13 protein-coding genes are annotated in these 19,382 nt (G+C 67.5%); 10 read left to right on the top strand and 3 right to left on the bottom strand.

Annotated features, from left to right (window positions below; genetic code table 11):
- Positions 1–9: 9 nt before the first annotated feature.
- The 3 genes from iolD to ACSQ24_RS03335 are packed head-to-tail and all read right to left on the bottom strand — an operon-like array spanning position 10 to position 4,605.
- Positions 10–1,851, bottom strand: a complete 1,842-nt coding sequence (gene iolD, locus ACSQ24_RS03345) for a 3D-(3,5/4)-trihydroxycyclohexane-1,2-dione acylhydrolase (decyclizing) (RefSeq protein WP_436093315.1) — start codon at positions 1,849–1,851, stop codon at positions 10–12.
- 11 nt (positions 1,852–1,862) lie between these two features.
- Complete coding sequence (locus ACSQ24_RS03340; RefSeq protein WP_436093314.1) at positions 1,863–3,764, bottom strand: bifunctional 5-dehydro-2-deoxygluconokinase/5-dehydro-2-deoxyphosphogluconate aldolase; 1,902 nt, start codon at positions 3,762–3,764, stop codon at positions 1,863–1,865.
- The gene (locus ACSQ24_RS03335) at positions 3,757–4,605 is read right to left on the bottom strand and encodes a MurR/RpiR family transcriptional regulator (RefSeq protein ID WP_436093313.1); all 849 of its coding nucleotides are present in this window, start codon (positions 4,603–4,605) and stop codon (positions 3,757–3,759) included. Before ACSQ24_RS03335 ends, ACSQ24_RS03340 begins: the two co-directional genes overlap by 8 nt.
- Positions 4,606–4,726: 121 nt before the next feature.
- Between ACSQ24_RS03335 and ACSQ24_RS03330 the strand changes: the two genes are divergently transcribed.
- The 10 genes from ACSQ24_RS03330 to ACSQ24_RS03285 all read left to right on the top strand — a co-directional run bounded on the left by ACSQ24_RS03330 (position 4,727) and on the right by ACSQ24_RS03285 (position 19,331).
- Positions 4,727–5,527 (top strand): SDR family oxidoreductase, encoded by an 801-nt coding sequence (locus ACSQ24_RS03330; RefSeq protein WP_436093312.1) that lies wholly within the window; start codon positions 4,727–4,729, stop codon positions 5,525–5,527.
- A gap of 34 nt (positions 5,528–5,561) precedes the next feature.
- Positions 5,562–6,563 (top strand): inositol 2-dehydrogenase, encoded by a 1,002-nt coding sequence (gene iolG / locus ACSQ24_RS03325; RefSeq protein WP_436093311.1) that lies wholly within the window; start codon positions 5,562–5,564, stop codon positions 6,561–6,563.
- Complete coding sequence (locus ACSQ24_RS03320) at positions 6,563–7,363, top strand: inositol monophosphatase family protein (RefSeq protein WP_436093310.1); 801 nt, start codon at positions 6,563–6,565, stop codon at positions 7,361–7,363. Before iolG ends, ACSQ24_RS03320 begins: the two co-directional genes overlap by 1 nt.
- Positions 7,364–7,431: 68 nt before the next feature.
- Positions 7,432–8,472, top strand: coding sequence for an ABC transporter substrate-binding protein (locus ACSQ24_RS03315; RefSeq protein ID WP_436093309.1), 1,041 nt, complete (start codon positions 7,432–7,434; stop codon positions 8,470–8,472).
- Between the two features lie 44 nt (positions 8,473–8,516).
- On the top strand, positions 8,517–10,709 hold the full coding sequence (locus ACSQ24_RS03310; protein WP_436093308.1) for an ABC transporter permease: 2,193 nt from the start codon (positions 8,517–8,519) through the stop codon (positions 10,707–10,709).
- Positions 10,710–10,718: 9 nt separating this feature from the next.
- The gene (locus ACSQ24_RS03305; RefSeq protein WP_436093307.1) at positions 10,719–11,780 is read left to right on the top strand and encodes an ABC transporter ATP-binding protein; all 1,062 of its coding nucleotides are present in this window, start codon (positions 10,719–10,721) and stop codon (positions 11,778–11,780) included.
- 279 nt (positions 11,781–12,059) lie between these two features.
- Entirely contained in the window at positions 12,060–12,845 is a 786-nt protein-coding gene (locus ACSQ24_RS03300; RefSeq protein WP_436093306.1) for an IclR family transcriptional regulator, read from the top strand.
- Complete coding sequence (locus ACSQ24_RS03295) at positions 12,842–16,690, top strand: hydantoinase B/oxoprolinase family protein (protein ID WP_436093305.1); 3,849 nt, start codon at positions 12,842–12,844, stop codon at positions 16,688–16,690. The genes ACSQ24_RS03300 and ACSQ24_RS03295 overlap by 4 nt, the downstream gene beginning before the upstream one ends.
- 48 nt (positions 16,691–16,738) lie before the next feature.
- Positions 16,739–18,409 carry an OPT/YSL family transporter gene (locus ACSQ24_RS03290; protein WP_436093304.1) on the top strand — a complete coding sequence of 557 codons (1,671 nt, stop codon included), beginning with the start codon at positions 16,739–16,741 and terminating at the stop codon, positions 18,407–18,409.
- A 250-nt stretch (positions 18,410–18,659) separates the two neighbouring features.
- Positions 18,660–19,331 carry an AroM family protein gene (locus ACSQ24_RS03285; protein ID WP_436093303.1) on the top strand — a complete coding sequence of 224 codons (672 nt, stop codon included), beginning with the start codon at positions 18,660–18,662 and terminating at the stop codon, positions 19,329–19,331.
- Positions 19,332–19,382 lie beyond the last annotated feature (51 nt).

Genomic DNA, 19,382 nt, shown 5'->3' with positions numbered 1-19,382 from the left:
CCTCGTCAGTCAGTTGTCGCGCTTGGCCAGCGCATCGTCATAGCGTTTGCGCGCACCCTTGACCTCATCGCGCACCGAAACCTCGGGAACCGCGACATCCCACCAATGCCCGCCGGCATCGGTCGAGATCAGCGGGTCGGTATCGATGACGATGACGCTGGTGCGATCATGGCTACGCGCCTCGGCGAGCGCAGTCTCCAGCTCGGCCAGACCAGCGACCTTGCGTGCGATCGCCCCCATCGAGCCGGCATGCGCCGCGAAATCGATCTCCGGCAGCGTCTCGTGCCGAGTGTCGCGCAGGAGGTTGTTGAAGGAGGCGCCGCCGGTCGCATTCTGCAGCCGGTTGATGCAGCCGAAGCCGCGATTGTCGAGCACGACGATGGTGAGCTTGACCCCGAGCATCACCGAGGTCGCGATCTCCGAGTTCATCATCAGATAGGAGCCGTCGCCGACCATGACGAAGACCTCGCGAGCGGGATCGGCGAGCTTGGCCCCGAGGCCGCCGGCGATCTCGTAGCCCATGCAGGAATAGCCGTATTCCATATGGTAGCCGCCGGGAGCGCCCGGCTGCCAGAGCTTATGCAACTCGCCTGGCAGGCCGCCGGCGGCGCAAAGCACGACATCGCTCGTCCGGCTCTGGCGCTGCACCGCGCCGACCACCTGCGCATCGCTCGGCAGCGCCTGGTTGCTCGCAGCCGTATAACGCGCAGCAGTGGCGAGCCAGGCGTCGCGGGAGGCCTGCGCCTGCGCCGTCCAGCCGGCCAACGCTTTCCAACCCGCGAGTGCAGCTTCAAGTTCGGCGAGGCCGGCCTTGGCATCTGCGACGAGCGGCTGGGCGCCATGCTTGCCGGCGTCGAAGGCTTGCGTATTGAGCCCAATGATCCGGCAATTCGGATCGGCGAAGAGCGCGCGCGAGCCGGTGGTGAAATCCTGCAGGCGCGTGCCGACCGCGAGCACGACATCGGCATTCTTCGCGGCATCATTGGCGGCACCGGTGCCGGTGACACCGATCGCGCCGAGATTGAGCGGATGGTCGTGCGGCAGAGCACTCTTACCGGCCTGCGTCTCGGCGCTCGGGATGCCGTGCGCCAGGCAGAAACGGGCGAGTTCGCCCTCGGCCTCGCTGTAGAGCGTGCCGCCGCCCGCCACGGCCAGCGGCCGCTTTGCCGCCTTCAGCAGCGCGACCGCCTGCGCCAATTCCTGTTCGTCCGGACGCACCCGGCGCGGCTGCCAGATCCGCTCGGCGAAGAAGCTCTCCGGGTAGTCATGGGCTTCCGTCTGCACATCCTGGCAGAGCGCCAGCGTCACCGGTCCGCAGTCCGACGGATCGGTCAGAACCTGCATCGCCCGCTCGAAGGCAGGGATGAGCTGCTCCGGCCGGGTGATCCGATCGAAATAGCGCGAGACCGGCTTGAAGCAGTCATTGGCGGAGATAGTGCCGTCGCCGAAATCCTCGATCTGCTGCAACACCGGGTCGGGACGGCGGCCGGCGAAGACATCGCCGGGCAGCAGAAGCAATGGCAGGCGATTGACATGAGCGACTGCGGCAGCCGTCACCATATTGGTCGCACCGGGCCCTATCGAGCTCGTCACCGCCATCATCCGGCGTCGGCGCGAAGCCTTGGCGAAGGCGATCGCCGCATGCGCCATCGCCTGCTCGTTATGGGCGCGCAGTGTCGGCAGGATATCGCGCGCGCCGTAGAGCGCCTCGCCGAGGCCGGCGACATTGCCATGGCCGAAGATCGCCCAGACGCCGGCGAAGAGCGGCAGTGTCCGACCGCCGACGACCGTCTTCTGCGCCGCCATCGCCGCCACCAGCGCCTGCGCCATGGTGAGCCTGACCGTACTCATGACTTATCTCCTCAGCGCGCTTGCCAGGCTTCGACCAGCCGGCCGAAGCGCTCGGCCATCATCGCAACCGCGGCCTCGTCGTCGAGCGTGCCGGCGAGCCAGCCGCGCGCGGCCTCGCCGAAGATGCTGCGCCCCACTGCGAAACCCTTCACCGTCTTCGCGGTCTGCGCCAACCTGAAGGCCTGTTCCAGCTCCGGCAGTGGCGCATCGAGCCCGAGCAGCACGACGCCACGGCAATAGGGATCGTTCTCGGCGATCGCGGCATCGACCGCCGCCCAGGCCGCCGTTGTCGGCTGCCCCTCGAGCTTCCACCAGTCCGGCTTGATGCCAATCGCGTAGAGCCGGTGCATCACGCTTGCCATGGTGTCGTCACTGAGCGGCCCGTTCTTCGAGCAGATGATCTCGACCAGGAGCTCGCGGCCCACCTGTCGGCAGGCGAGTGCCACCCGCTTCAGGGTCGCCTCCTGCTCGGCCTTCAGCGCCGCGTCGTCGTCCGGATGATAGAAGGCCAGCACCTTGACGACATGGTCGACCGGCCACTCGTTCAGCACCGCGCCGAGCGAGCCATCGGCATCTGTTTCGAGGCGCAGCGGCCGCGAGCCTGGCACCTCCAGCGGCCGCGCGATCCAGAAGCCGTGATCGCCGGCGCGGAACAGCGCCTCGCGGCCATGGCGCCCGTCGAGCAGCATGCCGAAGCCCTCGGCACCCTTGGCAATCCTCGCCGCGGCGTCGACGGCGAGCCGCTTGAAGACCGCGATGCGTTCGCGCGGCACGCCTGCCTCGTCGGCCATCGCCTCGATCTGGGAGCGATGGTCGATGGCGAGCGCCATCAGCGTCTGCGCTTGCGGCCGGCGCGTCGTCGCCCAATGGACGTGGTTGATCGCGATGTCATGGCGCAGCGCCCGGTGCGGCGAGCCGTTCTTCAGGAAGAACTGCAACTCGGCGAAGGTCGGGCTCTCCGGCGAGCAGAGCAGGCGCGACACCGCGAAGGCGCCGCAGGCATTGGCCCAGCTGCAGCAGGTCTCGATCGGCTCGTCGCGCAGATAGCCGCGCAGGAAGCCGGACATGAAGGCGTCGCCGGCGCCTAAGACATTGTAGACCTCGACCGGAAACCCCGGCCCCTTGATCCCGTCCTCGATCGAGGCCGGAATGACGCCTGGGAAGACGACGCAGCCCATCGGCCCGCGCTTGCAGACGATCGTCGCCTTGCTCAGCGCGCGGATATCGCGGATCGCGGCGAGCGTGTCCTCGGAGCCGCCGGCGGCGTGCAGCTCCTCCTCGGTGCCGACGATCAGGTCGCAGTCCGGCAGGATCGCCTGGAGGTGCTCGGTCACCGTGTCGGAGCGGATGTAACGCTCCTCGCCGGCGGCGTGACCGGCGAGCCCCCAGAGATTGGGACGGTAGTCGACATCGAACACGACCTTGCGGCCATGCCTGCGGGCGATTGCGATCGCCTTGCGCTGCGCCTTGGCGGCATTGGGGATCGCGAAATGCGTGCCGGTGACCACGACCGCCCTGGCGGAGGCGATGAAGGCCTCGTCGATCTCGCTCTCGTCGAGCGCGGCGTCGGCGCAATCGGTGCGGTAGAAGATCAGCGGAAACGTCTTCTCGTCGCGCACGCCGAGGATGACCAGCGAGGTCAGGCGCTTGGGATCGACGACCACGCCTTTCGTCTCGACACCCTCGCGCTGCAACTGCTCCAGGATGAAGCGGCCCATCTGCTCGTCGCCGACGCGGGTGATCACCGCGGATTTGAGGCCGAGCCGGGCCGTGCCGATCGCGATATTGGTGGGGCAGCCGCCGACCGCCTTGGAGAAGGAGGCCATGTCCTCGAGCCGGCCGCCGATCTGCTGGCCGTAGAGGTCGACCGAGGAACGGCCGATCGAGATCAGGTCGAGCACGGGTTCAGGCATCGGGGCGGGCTTTCTCGGCGGTGCCGACGGCGAGCGTCATGGCGAGCACGAAGGTGGCGGACATCGAGCGGAAGGCGCCGTAATCGGCTTCCTCGACCTCGAGACATAAGGAGCAGTGCTGGGCGAGTGGGCTGAGCGCACTGTCAGTGATCGCGATCACCGGAATGCCCTTGTCGTGGGCGGCGGCCGCAATCGCAACGGTTCCCGGCGTATAGGGCGCGCAGCTAACCGAGACGACGACATCGCCCTCTCGCGCGATCGCCGCCTGCTCGGGCCCGAGCGAGGCAATATTGTCGATGAGCACCGCCCTTATGCCGAGCTTGCCGAAGGCATAGGCGAGATAGGACACCACTGGGAACATCCGGCGCGCGCCGACCAGGATGATCGTCTCCGCCCCGGCGAGCAGGTCCGTCGCCCTGTCGACGTCGCGGTGCCGGATCGTGGATTGCAGCCGAGACAGCGAGCTGCGGCTGGCCTCGGCAAAGCCGTCGAGCAGCACCTGAGCCATGTTGGGCCCGGCCGCGCCCTCTTCGCGCAGCGCTACCAACCGCTCGCGATAATCAGGGAATTGCTGGCGCAGCCGCGAGCGGAAGAGCTGCTGCAATTCGCTGAAGCCGGAATAGTCGAGCGCCTGGGCGAAACGCACCAGTGTCGAAGCCTGCACGCCAGCCTGCTGCGCCACTTGCGCGGCGGTGCTCAGCGCCATGTCGTCGGGGTTGGCGAGCGCGTAATCGGCGACCTGCCGCAACCGTTTCGGCAGGCTCGGCCCGCGCTCGCGCAGCAGCGCGACGAAGCCGTCGAAATCGTCCCGTGGCGGGTCCTGCTGCAGTGGCGACGACATGGGAAACAGGGCTCTCGCGGCCTTGACTTGTGCCGGGAGAGAATGGAATGTTTGTTCCATTAGTCAAGCGCAATAAAAATAATGTGCCATTGTGACAGTGACACACCCAGGGAGATCAGAGGTGCCCCAGCCAACCGACTTCCGCCGAGAGCTCGACGGCAAGGTCGCCGTCGTCACCGGCGGCAGCCAGGGCCTGGGCGAGGCCATCGCCCGGGAATTCGCTGCACGCGGCGCTGCCGGCCTTGTCCTCACCGGTCGCAACCGCGAGCGCGGCGAAGCCGTCGCAGCGAGCCTGAAAGCCGACGGTTGCAACGCGATCTTCCACGCTGCCGATCTCGCCGATCTCGATGCCGTCCGCGGAATCGTCCCGGCCGCGGAGCAAGCTTTCGGCCGGCTCGACATCCTCGTCAATGCCGCCGGCGACACCGATCGCGGCACGATCTTCGACACCCGCCCCGAGCTCTACGAGCGCATCATGGCGGTCAACCTGACCGCCCCCTTCTTCCTGATCCAGGATGCGGCCAATCTGATGCGGCGCGAGAAGATCGAAGGCAGCATCGTCAACATCCAGTCGATGTCGGCCCATGGCGGCCAGCCCTTCCTCGCCGCCTACAGCGTCTCGAAGGGCGCGCTGGCGACGCTGACCCGCAATGCCGCCTATGGGCTCCTCGCCGATCGCATCCGCGTCAACGGCCTCAACATCGGCTGGATGGCGACGCCCGGCGAGGACGCGATCATGCGCCTGCGCCATGGCGCGCAGGATGGCTGGCTCGAGGAGGCGCAGGCCGGCAGGCCGTTCGGCCGCCTGATCGATCCGCGCGAGGTCGCCAAGGCCGTCGCCTATCTGGCGTCATCCGAATCGGGGCTGATGACCGGCGCCAACATCGATTTCGACCAGACCATTCTCGGCGCGCACGACTAAAGCGAAAGCACTCTCGAACCGCAGGACTACGGACGTGATGAGATTTGGATTGCTGGGCGCCGGCCGGATCGGGCGCATTCATGGGCTCAATGTCGCGGCGCGCTCCGATGCGCAGCTGGTCGCGCTTTCCGACGCTTCTGCGGACGCCGCTGCCTCGCTCGCCCGGGCTTCCGGCGCCAAGGTCGCGACGACCGACGCAATCCTCGCCGACAGCGGCATCGACGCCGTGGTGATCTGCACCCCGACCGATACCCATGCCGACCTGATCGAGGCTGCCGTCTCCGCTGGCAAGGCGGTGTTCTGCGAGAAGCCGGTCGATCTCGATGCCGGCCGCATCCGCCGCTGCCTCGCAGTGGTCGCGAAGTCCGGCAAGCCATTGATGATCGGCTTCAACCGCCGCTTCGACCCGAACTTCGCCGCGCTGGAGGGCCGCCTGCGCGCGGGCGAGGCCGGCGCCATCGAGATCGTCAGCGTGATCTCGCGCGACCCCGGCCCGCCTCCGGTCGAGTATGTGAAGCGCTCGGGCGGGCTCTTCCGCGACATGATGATCCATGATTTCGACATGGCCCGCTTCCTCCTCGCCGAGGAGCCGGTCGAGGTCTTTGCGCTCGGCTCGGCGCTGGTCGATCCGGCGATCGGCCAGGCCGGCGACGTCGACACCGCCGCCGTGCTGATGCGTACCGCAAGTGGCCGCATCGCCCAGATCTCGAACTCACGCCGCGCCACCTATGGCTATGACCAGCGCATCGAGGTGCACGGCTCCAAGGGCATGCTGCGCGCCGGCAACATCCACGAGACCACGGTCGAGATCGCGACCGGCGCCGGCTTCCGAGCCGATCCGGTGCAGAACTTCTTCCTGGAGCGCTACGCCGCCGCCTATCGCGCCGAGCTCGACGCCTTCATCACCGCCTGCCGCGACAAGCGCGCGCCCTCTCCCTCCGGGTTCGACGGCTTGAAGGCGCAGATCCTGGCCGATGCCGCGACGGAATCGCGCCGGACCGGCAAGCCGGTCTCCGTCTCGCTCGAGGCTCTCTGATGACGCCGGCCGAACTCGAACTGCGCGAATATGCCGTGCTCGGCCTTGTGGCGGAGGCGAGCCATCTCGCGCTCGGTTATTTCGGGCGCAGTGACTCCCTGAACATCACGATGAAGGGGGCCCAGGATTGGCTCACCGCCGCCGACGGCGCCGTGGAGAGTTTTCTGCGTGAACGGCTCAGGCGACTTTTCCCCTCCGACGGAGTGATCGGCGAGGAAGGCGGCGGCGAGGCGGCCGACGCGGTCTGGATCATCGATCCGATCGACGGCACCGCCAATTTCGCCCATGGCGATCGCAACTGGTGCATCTCGATCGGCCTCGTCCTCGCCGGGCGCCCCGAGATCGGCGTCATCGCAGCGCCCGCGCTCGGCGAGGTCTACCGCGCCCGGCGCGGCGGCGGGGCGAGCTTGAACGGCCGACCCATCCGGGTCTCGGGCACGAGGGATATCGGGCACGCCAGTCTTGAATTCGGCTGGTCGAAGCGCAGGCCTCTCGACAGCTATATCGAGATGGTCAAGCGCGGCTTCGAAGCCGGCGCGGCAGTCAAGCGCCCCGGCGCCGGTGCGCTTGGGCTCTGCCATGTCGCCTGCGGGCGGACCGATGCCTATGCGGAGCTGCATATCAATTCCTGGGACGTCGCCGCCGGCCTGGTGATCGCCGCCGAGGCCGGCGCCCACGTCAACGACTTCTTCGAGGGCGATGCGATCGCGGCCGGCAATCCGGTCCTGTGCTGCACGCCGGAGCTGCAAGGTGAGTTGGAGCGCATCACTGGAATAGTAAGCCGGCACACGGATCGTTGATCTTTTCGAGCAAACGGTCACTATTGGCCCAATAAGAACAAGTCAGAACCAGATATCGGGAGGAAGACATGCTGTCATTGAACCGGCTTCGCGCCGGACTACTCGCGGTTGCAGCCACTGGGGCTGCTTTCGCCGCCGCTCCGGCCCAGGCCCAGGGCTCACTCGTCATGTATTGCGGTGTGCAGGAGGAATGGTGCCGCGCCATGAGCGGCGCCTTCGAGAAGGAAACCGGCATCAAGGTCGCGATGACCCGCAAATCGGCCGGCGAGATCTATGCCCAGCTCAAGGCGGAATCGTCGAATCCGCGCGGCGACATCTGGTGGGGCGGTACCGGCGACCCGCATCTTCAGGCGGCCGAGGAAGGTCTGACGCAAGAATACGAGTCGCCGGCCAACAAGGACATGCACGACTGGGCGCTGGCGCAATGGAACGCCGCCAAGAAGCGCTCGATGGGCATTTATGCCGGTGCGCTCGGCTTCGGCTACAACACCCAGCAGATCAAGGCCAAGGGTCTCAACGAGCCGAAATGCTGGGCCGACCTGCTCGATCCCAAGCTGAAGGACGACGTCCAGGTCGCCGACCCGAACTCGTCGGGCACCGCCTACAACCTGCTCGCCACGGTCGTGCAGCTGATGGGCGAGGACAAGGGCTTCGACTATCTGCGCGCCCTGCATAAGAACGTCAGCCAGTACACCAAGTCGGGCGCCGCCCCGGCCAAGGCCGCGAGCCTCGGCGAGACCGCCGTCGGCATCGTCTTCATCCACGACGCCGTGGTCTTCGCGGTGCAGGGCGACCCGATCAAGGCCGTCGCGCCTTGCGAGGGTACCGGCTACGAGATCGGCTCGATGTCGATCGTCAAGGGCGCGCGCAATCTCGACAACGCCAAGAAATTCTACGACTGGGCGCTGACCCCGGCGGCGCAGGCTCTGGCAGCGCCAGCCAAGTCCTATCAGGTGCCGTCGAACAAGAACGCGCCGGTGCCGGCCCAGGCGCCGAAGATGTCCGAGATGAAGCTGATCAACTACGACTTCGTCAAATACGGCTCGTCGGCCGAGCGCGTCCGCCTGCTGACCAAGTGGGACAAGGAGATCAAGGCACTCCCGAAGTGAGCGCACGCTGATCGCAGATAGCTGACACGAAAAGGCGAGAGACGATGCGCTCTGCGACAAGGCTTGCGTTGCTGGCCGGCTGGCTCGGCTATGTGCTCATCCCCTGGTATCTGCCGGAGGGGATGAGCCTCGCCGGCTACCCGTTCGGCAAGGGCGGCACGGCGCTCGCGCTCGTGCTCTCAGGGACGACGCCCTGGCTCGCGCCAATCGGCATCGCCCTCGTTTTCGCCAGCCTGCTCAGCGCCCGCCAGGAGAATGCGGCGACCGGCAAGCTCCTGGCCTGGATCGGCCTCGCAGGTCTCGTCGTCTTCTTCGCCCAGGGCTTTTCCATCACGCTGAAAGACCAGGGCATGCCGGCGCTGGCCGCCCTTCTGGGAGGCGCCGGCGCCGCTCAGCCCGGCATGGGCTTCGGCGCGCTGGTGACGCTGGTCTCGCTGCTGCTGCTGCTCTGCCACGGCCTGGCCTATCGCGGCGTATGCCGTGGCGACCTCTTCACGACGTCCTCGATCGGCATCGTCGTCATGCTGATCGCGCTCTTCATCTTCCTGCCGGTCTCGACGATCCTGCGCAGCGCACTGGTCGATTCCAGCGGCGCGCTCGTGCTGGGCGAGTTCGTCGAGCGCTTCTTCAGCCGGACGATCTGGGGGCTGGGCTGCCTCACTGCTAACACCAATTGCGGCGTCGCCTGGAACACGCTGATCCTGGCGGTGCTGACCGGCGTCATCACCACCCTGCTCGGCCTCGCCTGCGCTCTCCTGATCCTGCGCACCGGCATGCCGGGCAAGCGCGCCATGCGCTTGCTGACGGTGCTGCCGATCATCACGCCGCCCTTCGTCATCGGCCTGGCGCTGATCCTGCTCTTCGGCCGCTCCGGACTGTTCTCGACACTGCTGTTCGACTGGTTCGGCGTACCGCGCTCGCGCTGGATCTACGGCCTGCCGGGCGTGCTGCTCGCCCAGGTGCTGGCCTTCGCGCCGATCGCCTTCCTCGTGCTGATCGGCGTCGTGCAAGGCATCGCGCCGAGCCTGGAGGAAGCCTCGCAGACGCTAGGCGCCAAGCGCTGGACGACCTTCCGGACCGTGACCTGGCCGCTGCTGCGCCCCGGCCTCGCCAATGCCTTCCTACTCGGCTTCGTCGAGAGCATGGCCGATTTCGGCAACCCGCTGGTGCTCGGCGGCAATTTCGAGGTGCTCTCGACCAAGATCTTCTTCGCCGTCGTCGGCGCGGCGCATAATCAGGGTCAGGCGGCGGTGCTCGCCGTCGTCCTGCTCGGCTTCACGCTCGCTGCCTTCTGGGCCCAGCAATACTGGCTCGGCAGCAAGTCCTATACGACCGTCACCGGCAAGGGCGATTCCGGCCTACCGACGCCGCTGCCGCGCCGGATCACCTGGATCTCCGCTCTCGTCATCGGCCCGTGGATCGCACTGACCGCTGTCATCTACGTCGTCATCCTGATGGGCGGCTTCGTCAAGACGATGGGGCGCGACCATACGCCGACGCTGCAGCACTACATCACCGGCTTCTCGATCGATTTCAGCCGCGGCCTCTATTTCGACGGCTCGGCCTGGCCGTCCTTCTTCACCACGCTGAAGCTCGCGGCGATCTCGGCACCGCTGACCGCGACCATCGGCCTGCTCACCGCCTACCTGCTGACGCGCCAGCGCTTCGCCGGGCGCGGCGCGCTCGAATTCGCGACCATGCTGAGCTTCGCCATTCCCGGCACCGTCCTCGGCGTCGCCTATATCCTCGCCTTCAACGTGCCGCCGGTCGAGATCACCGGCACCGGGTTGATCCTGATCATCGCCTTCGTCTTCCGCAACATGCCGGTCGGCGTCCGCTCCGGCATCGCCGGCCTGTCGCAGATCGACAGGAGTCTCGACGAGGCCTCGGCCACGCTCTCGGCCCGCAGCTTCACCACGCTCTGGCGTGTCGTGCTGCCATTGCTGCGCCCCGCTCTCGTCGCCGCGCTGGTCTACAGTTTCGTGCGCAGCATGACGACGGTCAGCGCCGTGATCTTCCTCGTCTCGGCCGAGTACAACCTCGCCACCGCCTATATCGTCGGCCGGGTCGAAGCCGGCGAGTTCGGCCTCGCCATCGCCTATTCCTCGGTGCTGATCGTCGTGATGGCGATCGGCATCAGCCTGATCCAGCTCGGCGTCGGCGAGCGCAAGCTCGGCCGGCGCGGCACCACGCCCGCCCTCGCCTCCTCCGCCGCCGAGCCGATCAAACAAGGATAAGCGCTTCCCATGCCCAAGGCCGGCCCCGCTTCCGTCGAGTTCCGCAATGTCAGCATGCGCTATGGCGCGGTGACAGCGGTCGACAATGTCAGCTTCACGGTCGAGGCCGGCAAGCTGGTGACGCTGCTCGGCCCCTCCGGCTGCGGCAAGACCACGACGCTACGGATGATCGCCGGGCTCGAGATCGCCAGCGAGGGCGAGATCCTGATCGGCGGCAAGAATGTCACGCGGCTGTCCGCCGCCGACCGCGACGTCAGCATGGTCTTCCAGTCCTATGCGCTCTTTCCGCATATGAACGTGCTCGACAACGCCGCCTATGGTCCGACCGTGAAGGGCCTGCCCAAGGCCAGGGCGCAGGAGATGGCACTGGAGAAGCTGGCGCTCGTCGGCCTCAAGGGCTTCGAGAAGCGCTTCCCCTCCGAACTGTCAGGCGGCCAGCAGCAACGCGTCGCGGTCGCCCGCGCCCTCGTGCTGGAGCCGCAGGTCCTGCTCTTCGACGAACCGCTCTCCAATCTCGACGCCAAATTACGCCGGCGCGTGCGCGAGGAGATCCGCGAGCTGCAGCAGACGCTCAACCTCACCGTCGCCTATGTCACGCATGACCAGGAGGAGGCGCTCGCCGTCTCCGACCGCATCATCGTGATGTCGAATTCCCGCATCGCCCAGGAAGGCACGCCGCGCCAGCTCTACGAGGAGCCCGCTGACGCCTTCGTCGCCGACTTCATCGGCGATGCCAACATGGTCGACGTCACCGTGAAATCGGTCGCCGACGGGCGGGCCGTGGTCGCGATCGGGCCGGCGAGCGTCTCGTTGGCGTCGCGCGGCCTGGAGCCAGGGCCAGCCAAGGCGGCGATCCGGCCGCAGAGCCTCCTGGTCTCGCGCCATGAGAGCCAGAGCGCCCTGCCCGGCAATGTCCGCAAATGCGCCTATCTCGGCGACCATCTCGACCTGATGATCGAAACCGCCGTCGGCGAGCTCTTCGTCATCAGCCACGATGTCGACGATATGTTGGCGCCGGGCACGCCAGTCTGGCTCTCCTTCGCCAGTTCGGGCGTGATCCTGGTTCCCTGAGCGCTTGGGCTCGCTCGCCGGCGAGCAAGGTACCAAACCTCCCTGAATGAAGCCGGTCTGCCCCGGTGATGCCTCTGCCGCGCCCACGCGCGGGCGCTTCCGCACGCTGTGGCCGCTCTGCCCGCCATCGCAGCCGTTTGCGCGGCCATGCGCATGATTCGATCTGCGAGCGCCGCCCTTCGCGACACAAACCGTCTTGACTCATTATCGGCTCACAGTATTGTTCCTTTAATTGCAACTTAAGTTCCATTTTTTGGAACTTCTTTTGGAAGCAACCGGATGTCCATCCTGACGGCAGCCGCAGACGTGCTTCGTTGCTTCTCCAGCACGCGTCACGACGTGACCGTGACCGACCTCGTGACCCTGCTCGGCATGCCCAAGAGCAACGCCTCGCGCCTGCTGCGGGCGATGCGCGACGAGGGGCTTCTGGAGACCGTCGGCGACAGCAAGCGCTACCGCCCGTCGCTGCTGCTCGCCCAGGTCGGCCAGCTCTATCGTTTCGCCGCCTCGCTGATCGACCGCGCCGACGCCGTGGTCGGGCGCGTTTCCGATACGATCGGCCATACCGGCTATATCAGCGTACGCCGTGGCACCGAGATCATCGGCGTCACCGCCCATCCCGGCAGGCACGCGCTTCGGGTCGTTACCTCGATCGGCGACCGCATCCCGGCCTTCGCCTCCAGCACCGGCCGCGCCTTGCTCGCAAGGCTGTCCGACGACGAGGTCCGCGCGCTCTATCCGGACGGGTTCACCGCTCCGTCGCAGACCGCGCCGCGCGACATGGACGAGCTACTGTCACGTCTAGCCGAGACTCGCCGCGCCGGCTTCGCCGAATCCCATGACGAGGCGGTGCGCGGCGTGCGCGCCATCTCGGTCGGCCTCGGCGACCCCGCCACCGGCGACGAGGTCGCGCTCTGCATCTCCTTCCCGGCCGCGACGGTCGAGCCGGGCGAACGCCTCGCCATCATCAAGTCCCTGGCTGAGGGCGCCGCCGAGATCGCGGCGCTGACCCGGGACAAGCGCTTCTTCCCCTTGAACCTCTCAAACGCGGAGACTGCTCCATGAGCAATCGCTGGCGCATCGGCTTCGACATCGGCGGCACCTTCACCGACTTCATCCTCTATGACGGTGAGGCGCGCTCGGTCCTCCTGCACAAGCGCCTGACGACGCCGCACGACCCGTCCGAGGCGGCGCTGATCGGCCTCGGCGAACTCGTCGAGATGGCCGGGATCACGCTCGCCGATGTCGGCGACATCGTCCACGGCACGACGCTGGTCACCAATGCCGTGATCGAACGCAAGGGTTCCAAGCTCGGCCTGATCACCACTAGGGGCTTCCGCGACATCCTCGAAATGGGGACCGAGCAGCGCTACGATATCTACGATCTGTTCCTCACCTTCCCCGAGCCGCTGGTCTCGCGCGAACACCGCCTCGAAGTGCCCGAGCGCATGGACCGCGACGGCAAGGTCGTCACCGCGCTCGATGCCGACGCCGTGCGCAAAGCCGCCCGCGAGCTCGCCGCCGCCGGCTGCGAGGCGATCGCGATCTGCTTCCTCAACAGCTACCGCAACCCGGCGCATGAGCAGGAAGCCGGACGTATCGTGCGCGAGGCCTGCCCGGAGCTCACCGTCTCGCTGTCGAGCGAGGTCGTCGCCGAGATCTGGGAATACCAGCGCTTCGTCACCACCGCCGCCAACGCCTATGTCCAGCCGCTGATGCGGCGCTATCTCGAGCGGCTGGAGCGCGAGCTCGCCGCCCGCTCCTTCCGTGGCGCGCTGCGATTGATGCATTCGGCCGGCGGCCTGGTCTCGCCCGAGACGGCGCGCACCTTCCCGATTCGCCTGCTCGAAAGCGGCCCGGCCGGTGGCGGCCTCGCGACCGCCTTGTTCGGCGAGCTCGCCGGCCACAAGGACGTGATCTCCTTCGACATGGGCGGCACCACCGCCAAGGCCTGCATGATCGAGGATGGCCGCGCCGAGATCGCGCCGATGCTGGAGGCTGGCCGCGTCAACCGCTTCGCCAAGGGCTCCGGCCTACCGATCAAGGCGCCGGTGATCGACATGATCGAGATCGGCGCCGGCGGCGGCTCGATCGCGGCGATCGACGAGGTCGGCCTGCTCAAGGTCGGCCCGCATTCGGCCGGCTCCGATCCCGGCCCGGCCTGCTACGGCATGGGCGGCACGAAGCCGACCGTCACCGACGCCAATCTCGTGCTCGGCTACTATGACCCCGGCTTCTTCCTCGGCGGGCGCATGGCGCTCGATCTCGACGCGGCGCGCAAGGCCGTCTCGACCGTCGCCGAGCCGCTCGGCCTCTCCATCGAGGAAGCGGCCTGGGGCATCCACAAGGTCGTGGTCGAGAGCATGGGCGCCGCCGCCCGCGTCCATCTCGTCGAAAAGGGCAAGGACCCCCGCCATTACGCCATGGTCGGCTTCGGCGGCGCCGGCCCGGCCCATGCCGTCGACGTCGCCCGCGTGCTCGGCGTGAAGCAGGTCATCATCCCGCCGGCTTCCGGCGCGGCCTCGGCGCTCGGCTTCCTCGCCGCGCCGCTCTCCTTCGACCAGGTGCGCTCCCTGCCCGTCGAGTTCTCGGAAGGCTTCGACGCCGCTGCCGTCAACCGCGTGCTGACCGAGCTCGAGCAAGAAGGCCGCAAGCATTTGGTCGAGGCCGGCGTGAAGCCCGGCGACGTCACGGTCGAGCGTTCGGCCGATATGCGCCTCGTCGGCCAGATGCACGACATTTCCGTGCCGCTGCCGTCGGGCGCGATTGATGCGTCCAGCCTGGAAGCGATCCGCGCCGCCTTCAGCAAGACCTATTCGGCCCGCTACACCTCGGTCTATGAGGGTGCGCGGCTGGAGGCGATCAACTTCCGCGTCCGCTGCGCAGGCCCGGTGCCGATGCTCTCGCTCTCCGGCGCGGCCGGTGGCGGCGACGCCATGGCCAAGCTCAAGGGCAGCCGCCGCGCCTGGTTCGAGGGCGGCTGGAGCGATGCTTCCGTCTATGACCGCTATGCCCTGCGTTCGGGCGACACGATCAGCGGCCCGGCCATCATCGAGGAGCGCGAGGCGACCACGATCGTCCCGCCGGGCGACAACGTTACCATCGACGATGTTCTGAACCTGATCATCCATGTCGGCCAGGCCAATGCGGTCGAGACCACGATCACGGCCGACATGCCGCTCGCGGAAGCCGCACGGCGGATCGAGGCCGATCCGATCTCGCTCGAGATCATGTGGAGCCGGATGATCAACGTCGTCGAGGAGATGTGGCTGACCGTCTGCCGCACCGCCTTCTCGCTGGTGATCTCGGAGGCGCAGGATTTCGCCTGCGAACTGCTCGATCCCGAAGGCGAGACGCTGGCGCATTCGCCCCGCGCCATGCCGGTCTTCAACCTGACGCTGCCGCGTGCGGTCAAGGCGCTGCTGGAGCGCTACCCAGCGGAGACGCTGAAGCCCGGTGACGTTCTGATCACCAACGATCCCTGGCTCTGCGCCGGTCACCTCTTCGACATCGCGATCGTCACCCCGGTCTTCCTCGGCAATCGCGTCGTCGGCCTGATGGGCACGGTCGGCCATGTCTCCGATATCGGCGGCACCAAGGACAGCCTGCGCGCTCGCGAGATCTACGAGGAAGGTTTCCAGATCCCGCCGATGAAGCTCTACGAAGCCGGCAAGATCAACGAGACGCTGGTCCGCCTGCTCGCCGAGAACGTCCGCAACTCCGAGCAGGTGCTCGGCGACCTGCACTCCTTCGTCGCGGCGAATGCGATCGGCGCCGAGCGGCTGCAGTCCTTCCTCAACGATTACGGCATGCAGGACCTCAGGGCGCTCGCCCATGTCGTGCAAAGCCGCTCCGAGAAGGCGATGCGCGAGGCGATCCGCGCGCTGCCGGACGGCACCTATCACGGCACGGTCTCGAACAATCCGCTCGGCACGCCGATGACCTATCCGCTGGCGCTGACGGTCAAGGGCGACACGATCCATCTCGACTTCGCCGGCACGCCACCGCAGCTGCCGCAGGGCGGGCTGAACTGCACCCTCAACTACACAATGGCGCACGCCACCTACCCGCTGAAGTGCATGCTGACGCCCGGCGTGCGCGGCAATGCCGGCTGCTACCGCGCCTTCTCGATCGACGCGCCCAAGGGCTCGATCCTGAACTGCGACAAGCCGCTCGCGGTCAACCTGCGCACCCGCACAGGCTGGTACCTCGCGCCCAACATCTTCCGCGCCCTGTCGCAGGCGGCGCCTCGCCAAGTCCAGGCCTTCACCGGCCTACCGGTCGCGGCCAGCGTCTATGGCCGCGACCAGGCCGGCGACACCTATTCCGACATGCTTTTCGTCGGCGGCGGCCAGGGCGGCTCGGCCCATGGCGACGGCAAGTCCGGCCTGCTCTACCCGACTTCGGCCGCCAACACCTCGATCGAGACCTTCGAATCGCGCGTGCCGGTGCTGGTGGTTGAGAAGACCTATCTCGCCGACTCCGGCGGCGCCGGCCGCCAGCGCGGCGGCCTCGGCCAACGCGTGCGCCTGCGCAAGCTCTCCGATGACGGTTTGCCGACGCTGGTCTCGCTCTATCCGGAGGGGGTCAACAACCTGATCCCCGGCCTGTTCGGCGGCAAGGCCGGCGGCGGCGCCTCCGGCCGGGTCATCGACGAGCAGGGCCATGTGCTGAAAGACGTCGGCACCGGCGACCTCGTCCAGGTCAAGCAGCCGCATGAGATCGTCGAGCTCGTGCTCGCCGGCGGCGCCGGCTACGGCCCGGCTGCCGAGCGTCCGCGCGAGGCGATCGCCCGCGACATCGCGCTCGGCCTGGTCTCGCCGGAAGCAGCCAGGCGCGACTACGGCATGCATGCCGCCCATGCTTCCCAGGATGTCGGCGAGGCCAAGACCGGCATCCTTGTTGCCTGACTGATCGATCGCAAGACGCCCGCTGGGGCCAATAAGGGGACGTAAGGCATGACCAACCAAACCGAGGGAGTGCCTCGGCGGCACCCGAGCCTGTTCGAGCCGGCGACGCTGGTGCTGATCGCGATCCTCTGCGTCTTCGGCGCGATCATCGGGATGCAGCTTCTGGTGTCGCTCGGCATCACCGCGAACACCTCGCTGATCGGCGCGCTCGCCGCCATGGCGCTGGCGCGCGTGCCGCTCGCGATGTTCGCGCGCTACCGCTCGATCCATGTCCAGAACCTGGCCCAGAGCGCGATCTCCTCGGCAACCTTCGGCGCGGCGAACAGCCTCCTGCTGCCGGTCGGCATCCCCTTCCTGCTCGGCCGCCCCGACCTCGTCCTGCCGATGCTGGCGGGCGCCTTCGCCGCCATGCTGCTCGACGGCTACCTGCTCTACCGGATGTTCGATTCCCGCGTCTTCCCGGCAACCGGCGCCTGGCCGCCGGGCGTTGCCGCTGCCGAGGCGATCAAGGCCGGCGACGAGGGCGGGCGCAAGGCGGCGCTGATGGGCGTCGGCTTCGTCACCGGCATCCTCGCCGGCTTCGTCAAGGTGCCGCTGGCCTGGATCGGCTTCGCCGGCTCGACCGCCGTCTCGGGTATTCCCATGTCTGCCTTCGGCGTCGCCTTCATCGGCAACATCTGGGCGCTGACCATGTTCGGCATCGGCCTGTTGCTGCGCGGCTATTCCGGCCAGATCTTCGGCGGCCCGCTCTTCGAGACCATCATCCCCAAGGGCGACCTGATGGCGGCTTACATCCCGCACGGCTTCATGATCGGCGCCGGCCTCGTCGCGCTGCTGCAAGTCGGTCTGCTGCTCTTCCGCCGCAGCGAGGCGCAGAAGCAGGCCGAGGCCGCCTCGGGCACCTCTGACGCCGAGGTGAAGCGCGCGCTCGGGCTCGGCACGATCGGCTACCTCGTCATCGCCGTCTTTATCGCGCTCGTCGGCGGGCTGATGACCGACATGTCGATCGGCATGCTGATTTTGTTCGTGCTCTACGCCGCCTTCGCGGCCTATGTGCATGAACTGATCGTTGGCCTCGCCGCGATGCATTCCGGCTGGTTCCCAGCCTTCGCGGTGGCGCTGATCACCCTGATCATCGGCATGCTCATCGGCTTTCCGATGCCGGCGCTGGCGCTATTGGTCGGCTTCTCGGCCGCGACCGGCCCCGCCTTCGCCGACATGGGCTACGATCTCAAGGCCGGCTACCTCCTGCGCGGCAACGGCGCCGACCCCGCCTTCGAGCGCGAGGGCCGCCGCCAGCAGCTCTTCGCCGCGATGTTCGCCTTCGTCATCGCCGGCGCGGTCGTGCTGGTTTCCTACCAGTCCTATTTCGACCAGAACCTCGTCGCCCCCGTCGACAAGGTCTATGCTGCGACGATCAAGGCGGGCGTCGCGCCCGGCGTCGCCTGGCAGCTCTTCCTCTGGGCGATCCCCGGCGCGATCCTGCAGCTCGTCGGCGGACCGAAGCGCCAGATCGGCGTGCTCTTCGCCACCGGCCTCCTGATCAACTTCCCGATGGCGGGCTGGGCGGTGCTGGCCGGCATCCTCTGCCGGCTGGTCTGGGAGAAGCTGCGCGGCTCCTCCGGCGAGGGCGACATGGAGGTCTTCGCCGCCGGCATCATCGCCGGCGACGCGATCTTCTCCTTCTTCGATTCCGTCCTGAAGAACTTCAAGCGTTGAAGCTAGAGGCCCGAGCTCCTCAGCGCAGGGCGCCATGGCGGGAGAACCCCTCCCCCTTGTGGGGAGGGGCAGGGGTGGGGGGCGGAAAGTCGGAGCGTTATCTCGGCCAGTTGGCCCGATCCGCTCCTACAATCGACATTGCACCCAGTCGTTCGCCCCCCATCCCCATGCCCTTCCCCACAAGGGGGAAGGGAGGAGCTCGGGCGATCAGCCTCTCGCAAAGGAATCATCCCTGGAAGAAGGGCCATCCATGGGCAAGCTCGGTACCCTCACCATCGGCCAGGCGCCGCGCGGCGACATCACGCCGACCCTCGATGCCGTGCTCGACCCCGCACTGCCGCGTCTGCATGCCGGCGTGCTCGACGGGCTGTCGCAGGATCAGATCACCAACGATTTCGCACCCGAGCCCGGCGGCGCACTCCTGATCACCAAGCTGCTCGACGGGACCTCTGTCGTCATCGATCGCGCTCGCACCGAACTGGCCGCGCAGGCCAAGCTCGCCATGCTCGAAGACGCCGGGTGCACCACGATCCTGATGCTCTGCACCGGGCATTTCGCGAGCCTCGCCACCAAACACGCGCGATTGATCGAGCCGGACCGCATCCTGCCGCCGACGGTCGCGGCGCTGGTCCAGAATGCGCAGCTCGGCATCATCGTGCCGCTCGCCGAGCAGATCGCCTCCGAAGCCGGGAAATGGGCGCCGCTCGCCCGCTCTCCGCTCTATGCCGCCGCCTCGCCCTATGGCAGCGACGGTCCGTCGATTACGGAGGCAGCCGAAGCTCTCGCCGAGGGCGGCGCGCAGATCCTGTTGATGGACTGCATGGGCTTCGTCGAGCGCCATCGCGAGGAGGCAGCCGCAGCCGGCCTCCCGGTCGTCCTGTCGAATGCGCTGATCGCCAAGATCGTCTCGGAAGTGGTCTGAGGGCAATCAACCTGCACCGTCATTCCGGCCGCAGCGCAGCGGAGCGCCGGA

Source organism: Allobosea sp. LjRoot237 (assembly GCF_964253285.1).
Classification (GTDB): Bacteria; Pseudomonadota; Alphaproteobacteria; order Rhizobiales; family Beijerinckiaceae; genus Allobosea.
The sequence above is the reverse complement of the archived record's forward strand: the minus strand, read 5'-3'. Positions and strand labels throughout refer to the sequence as shown.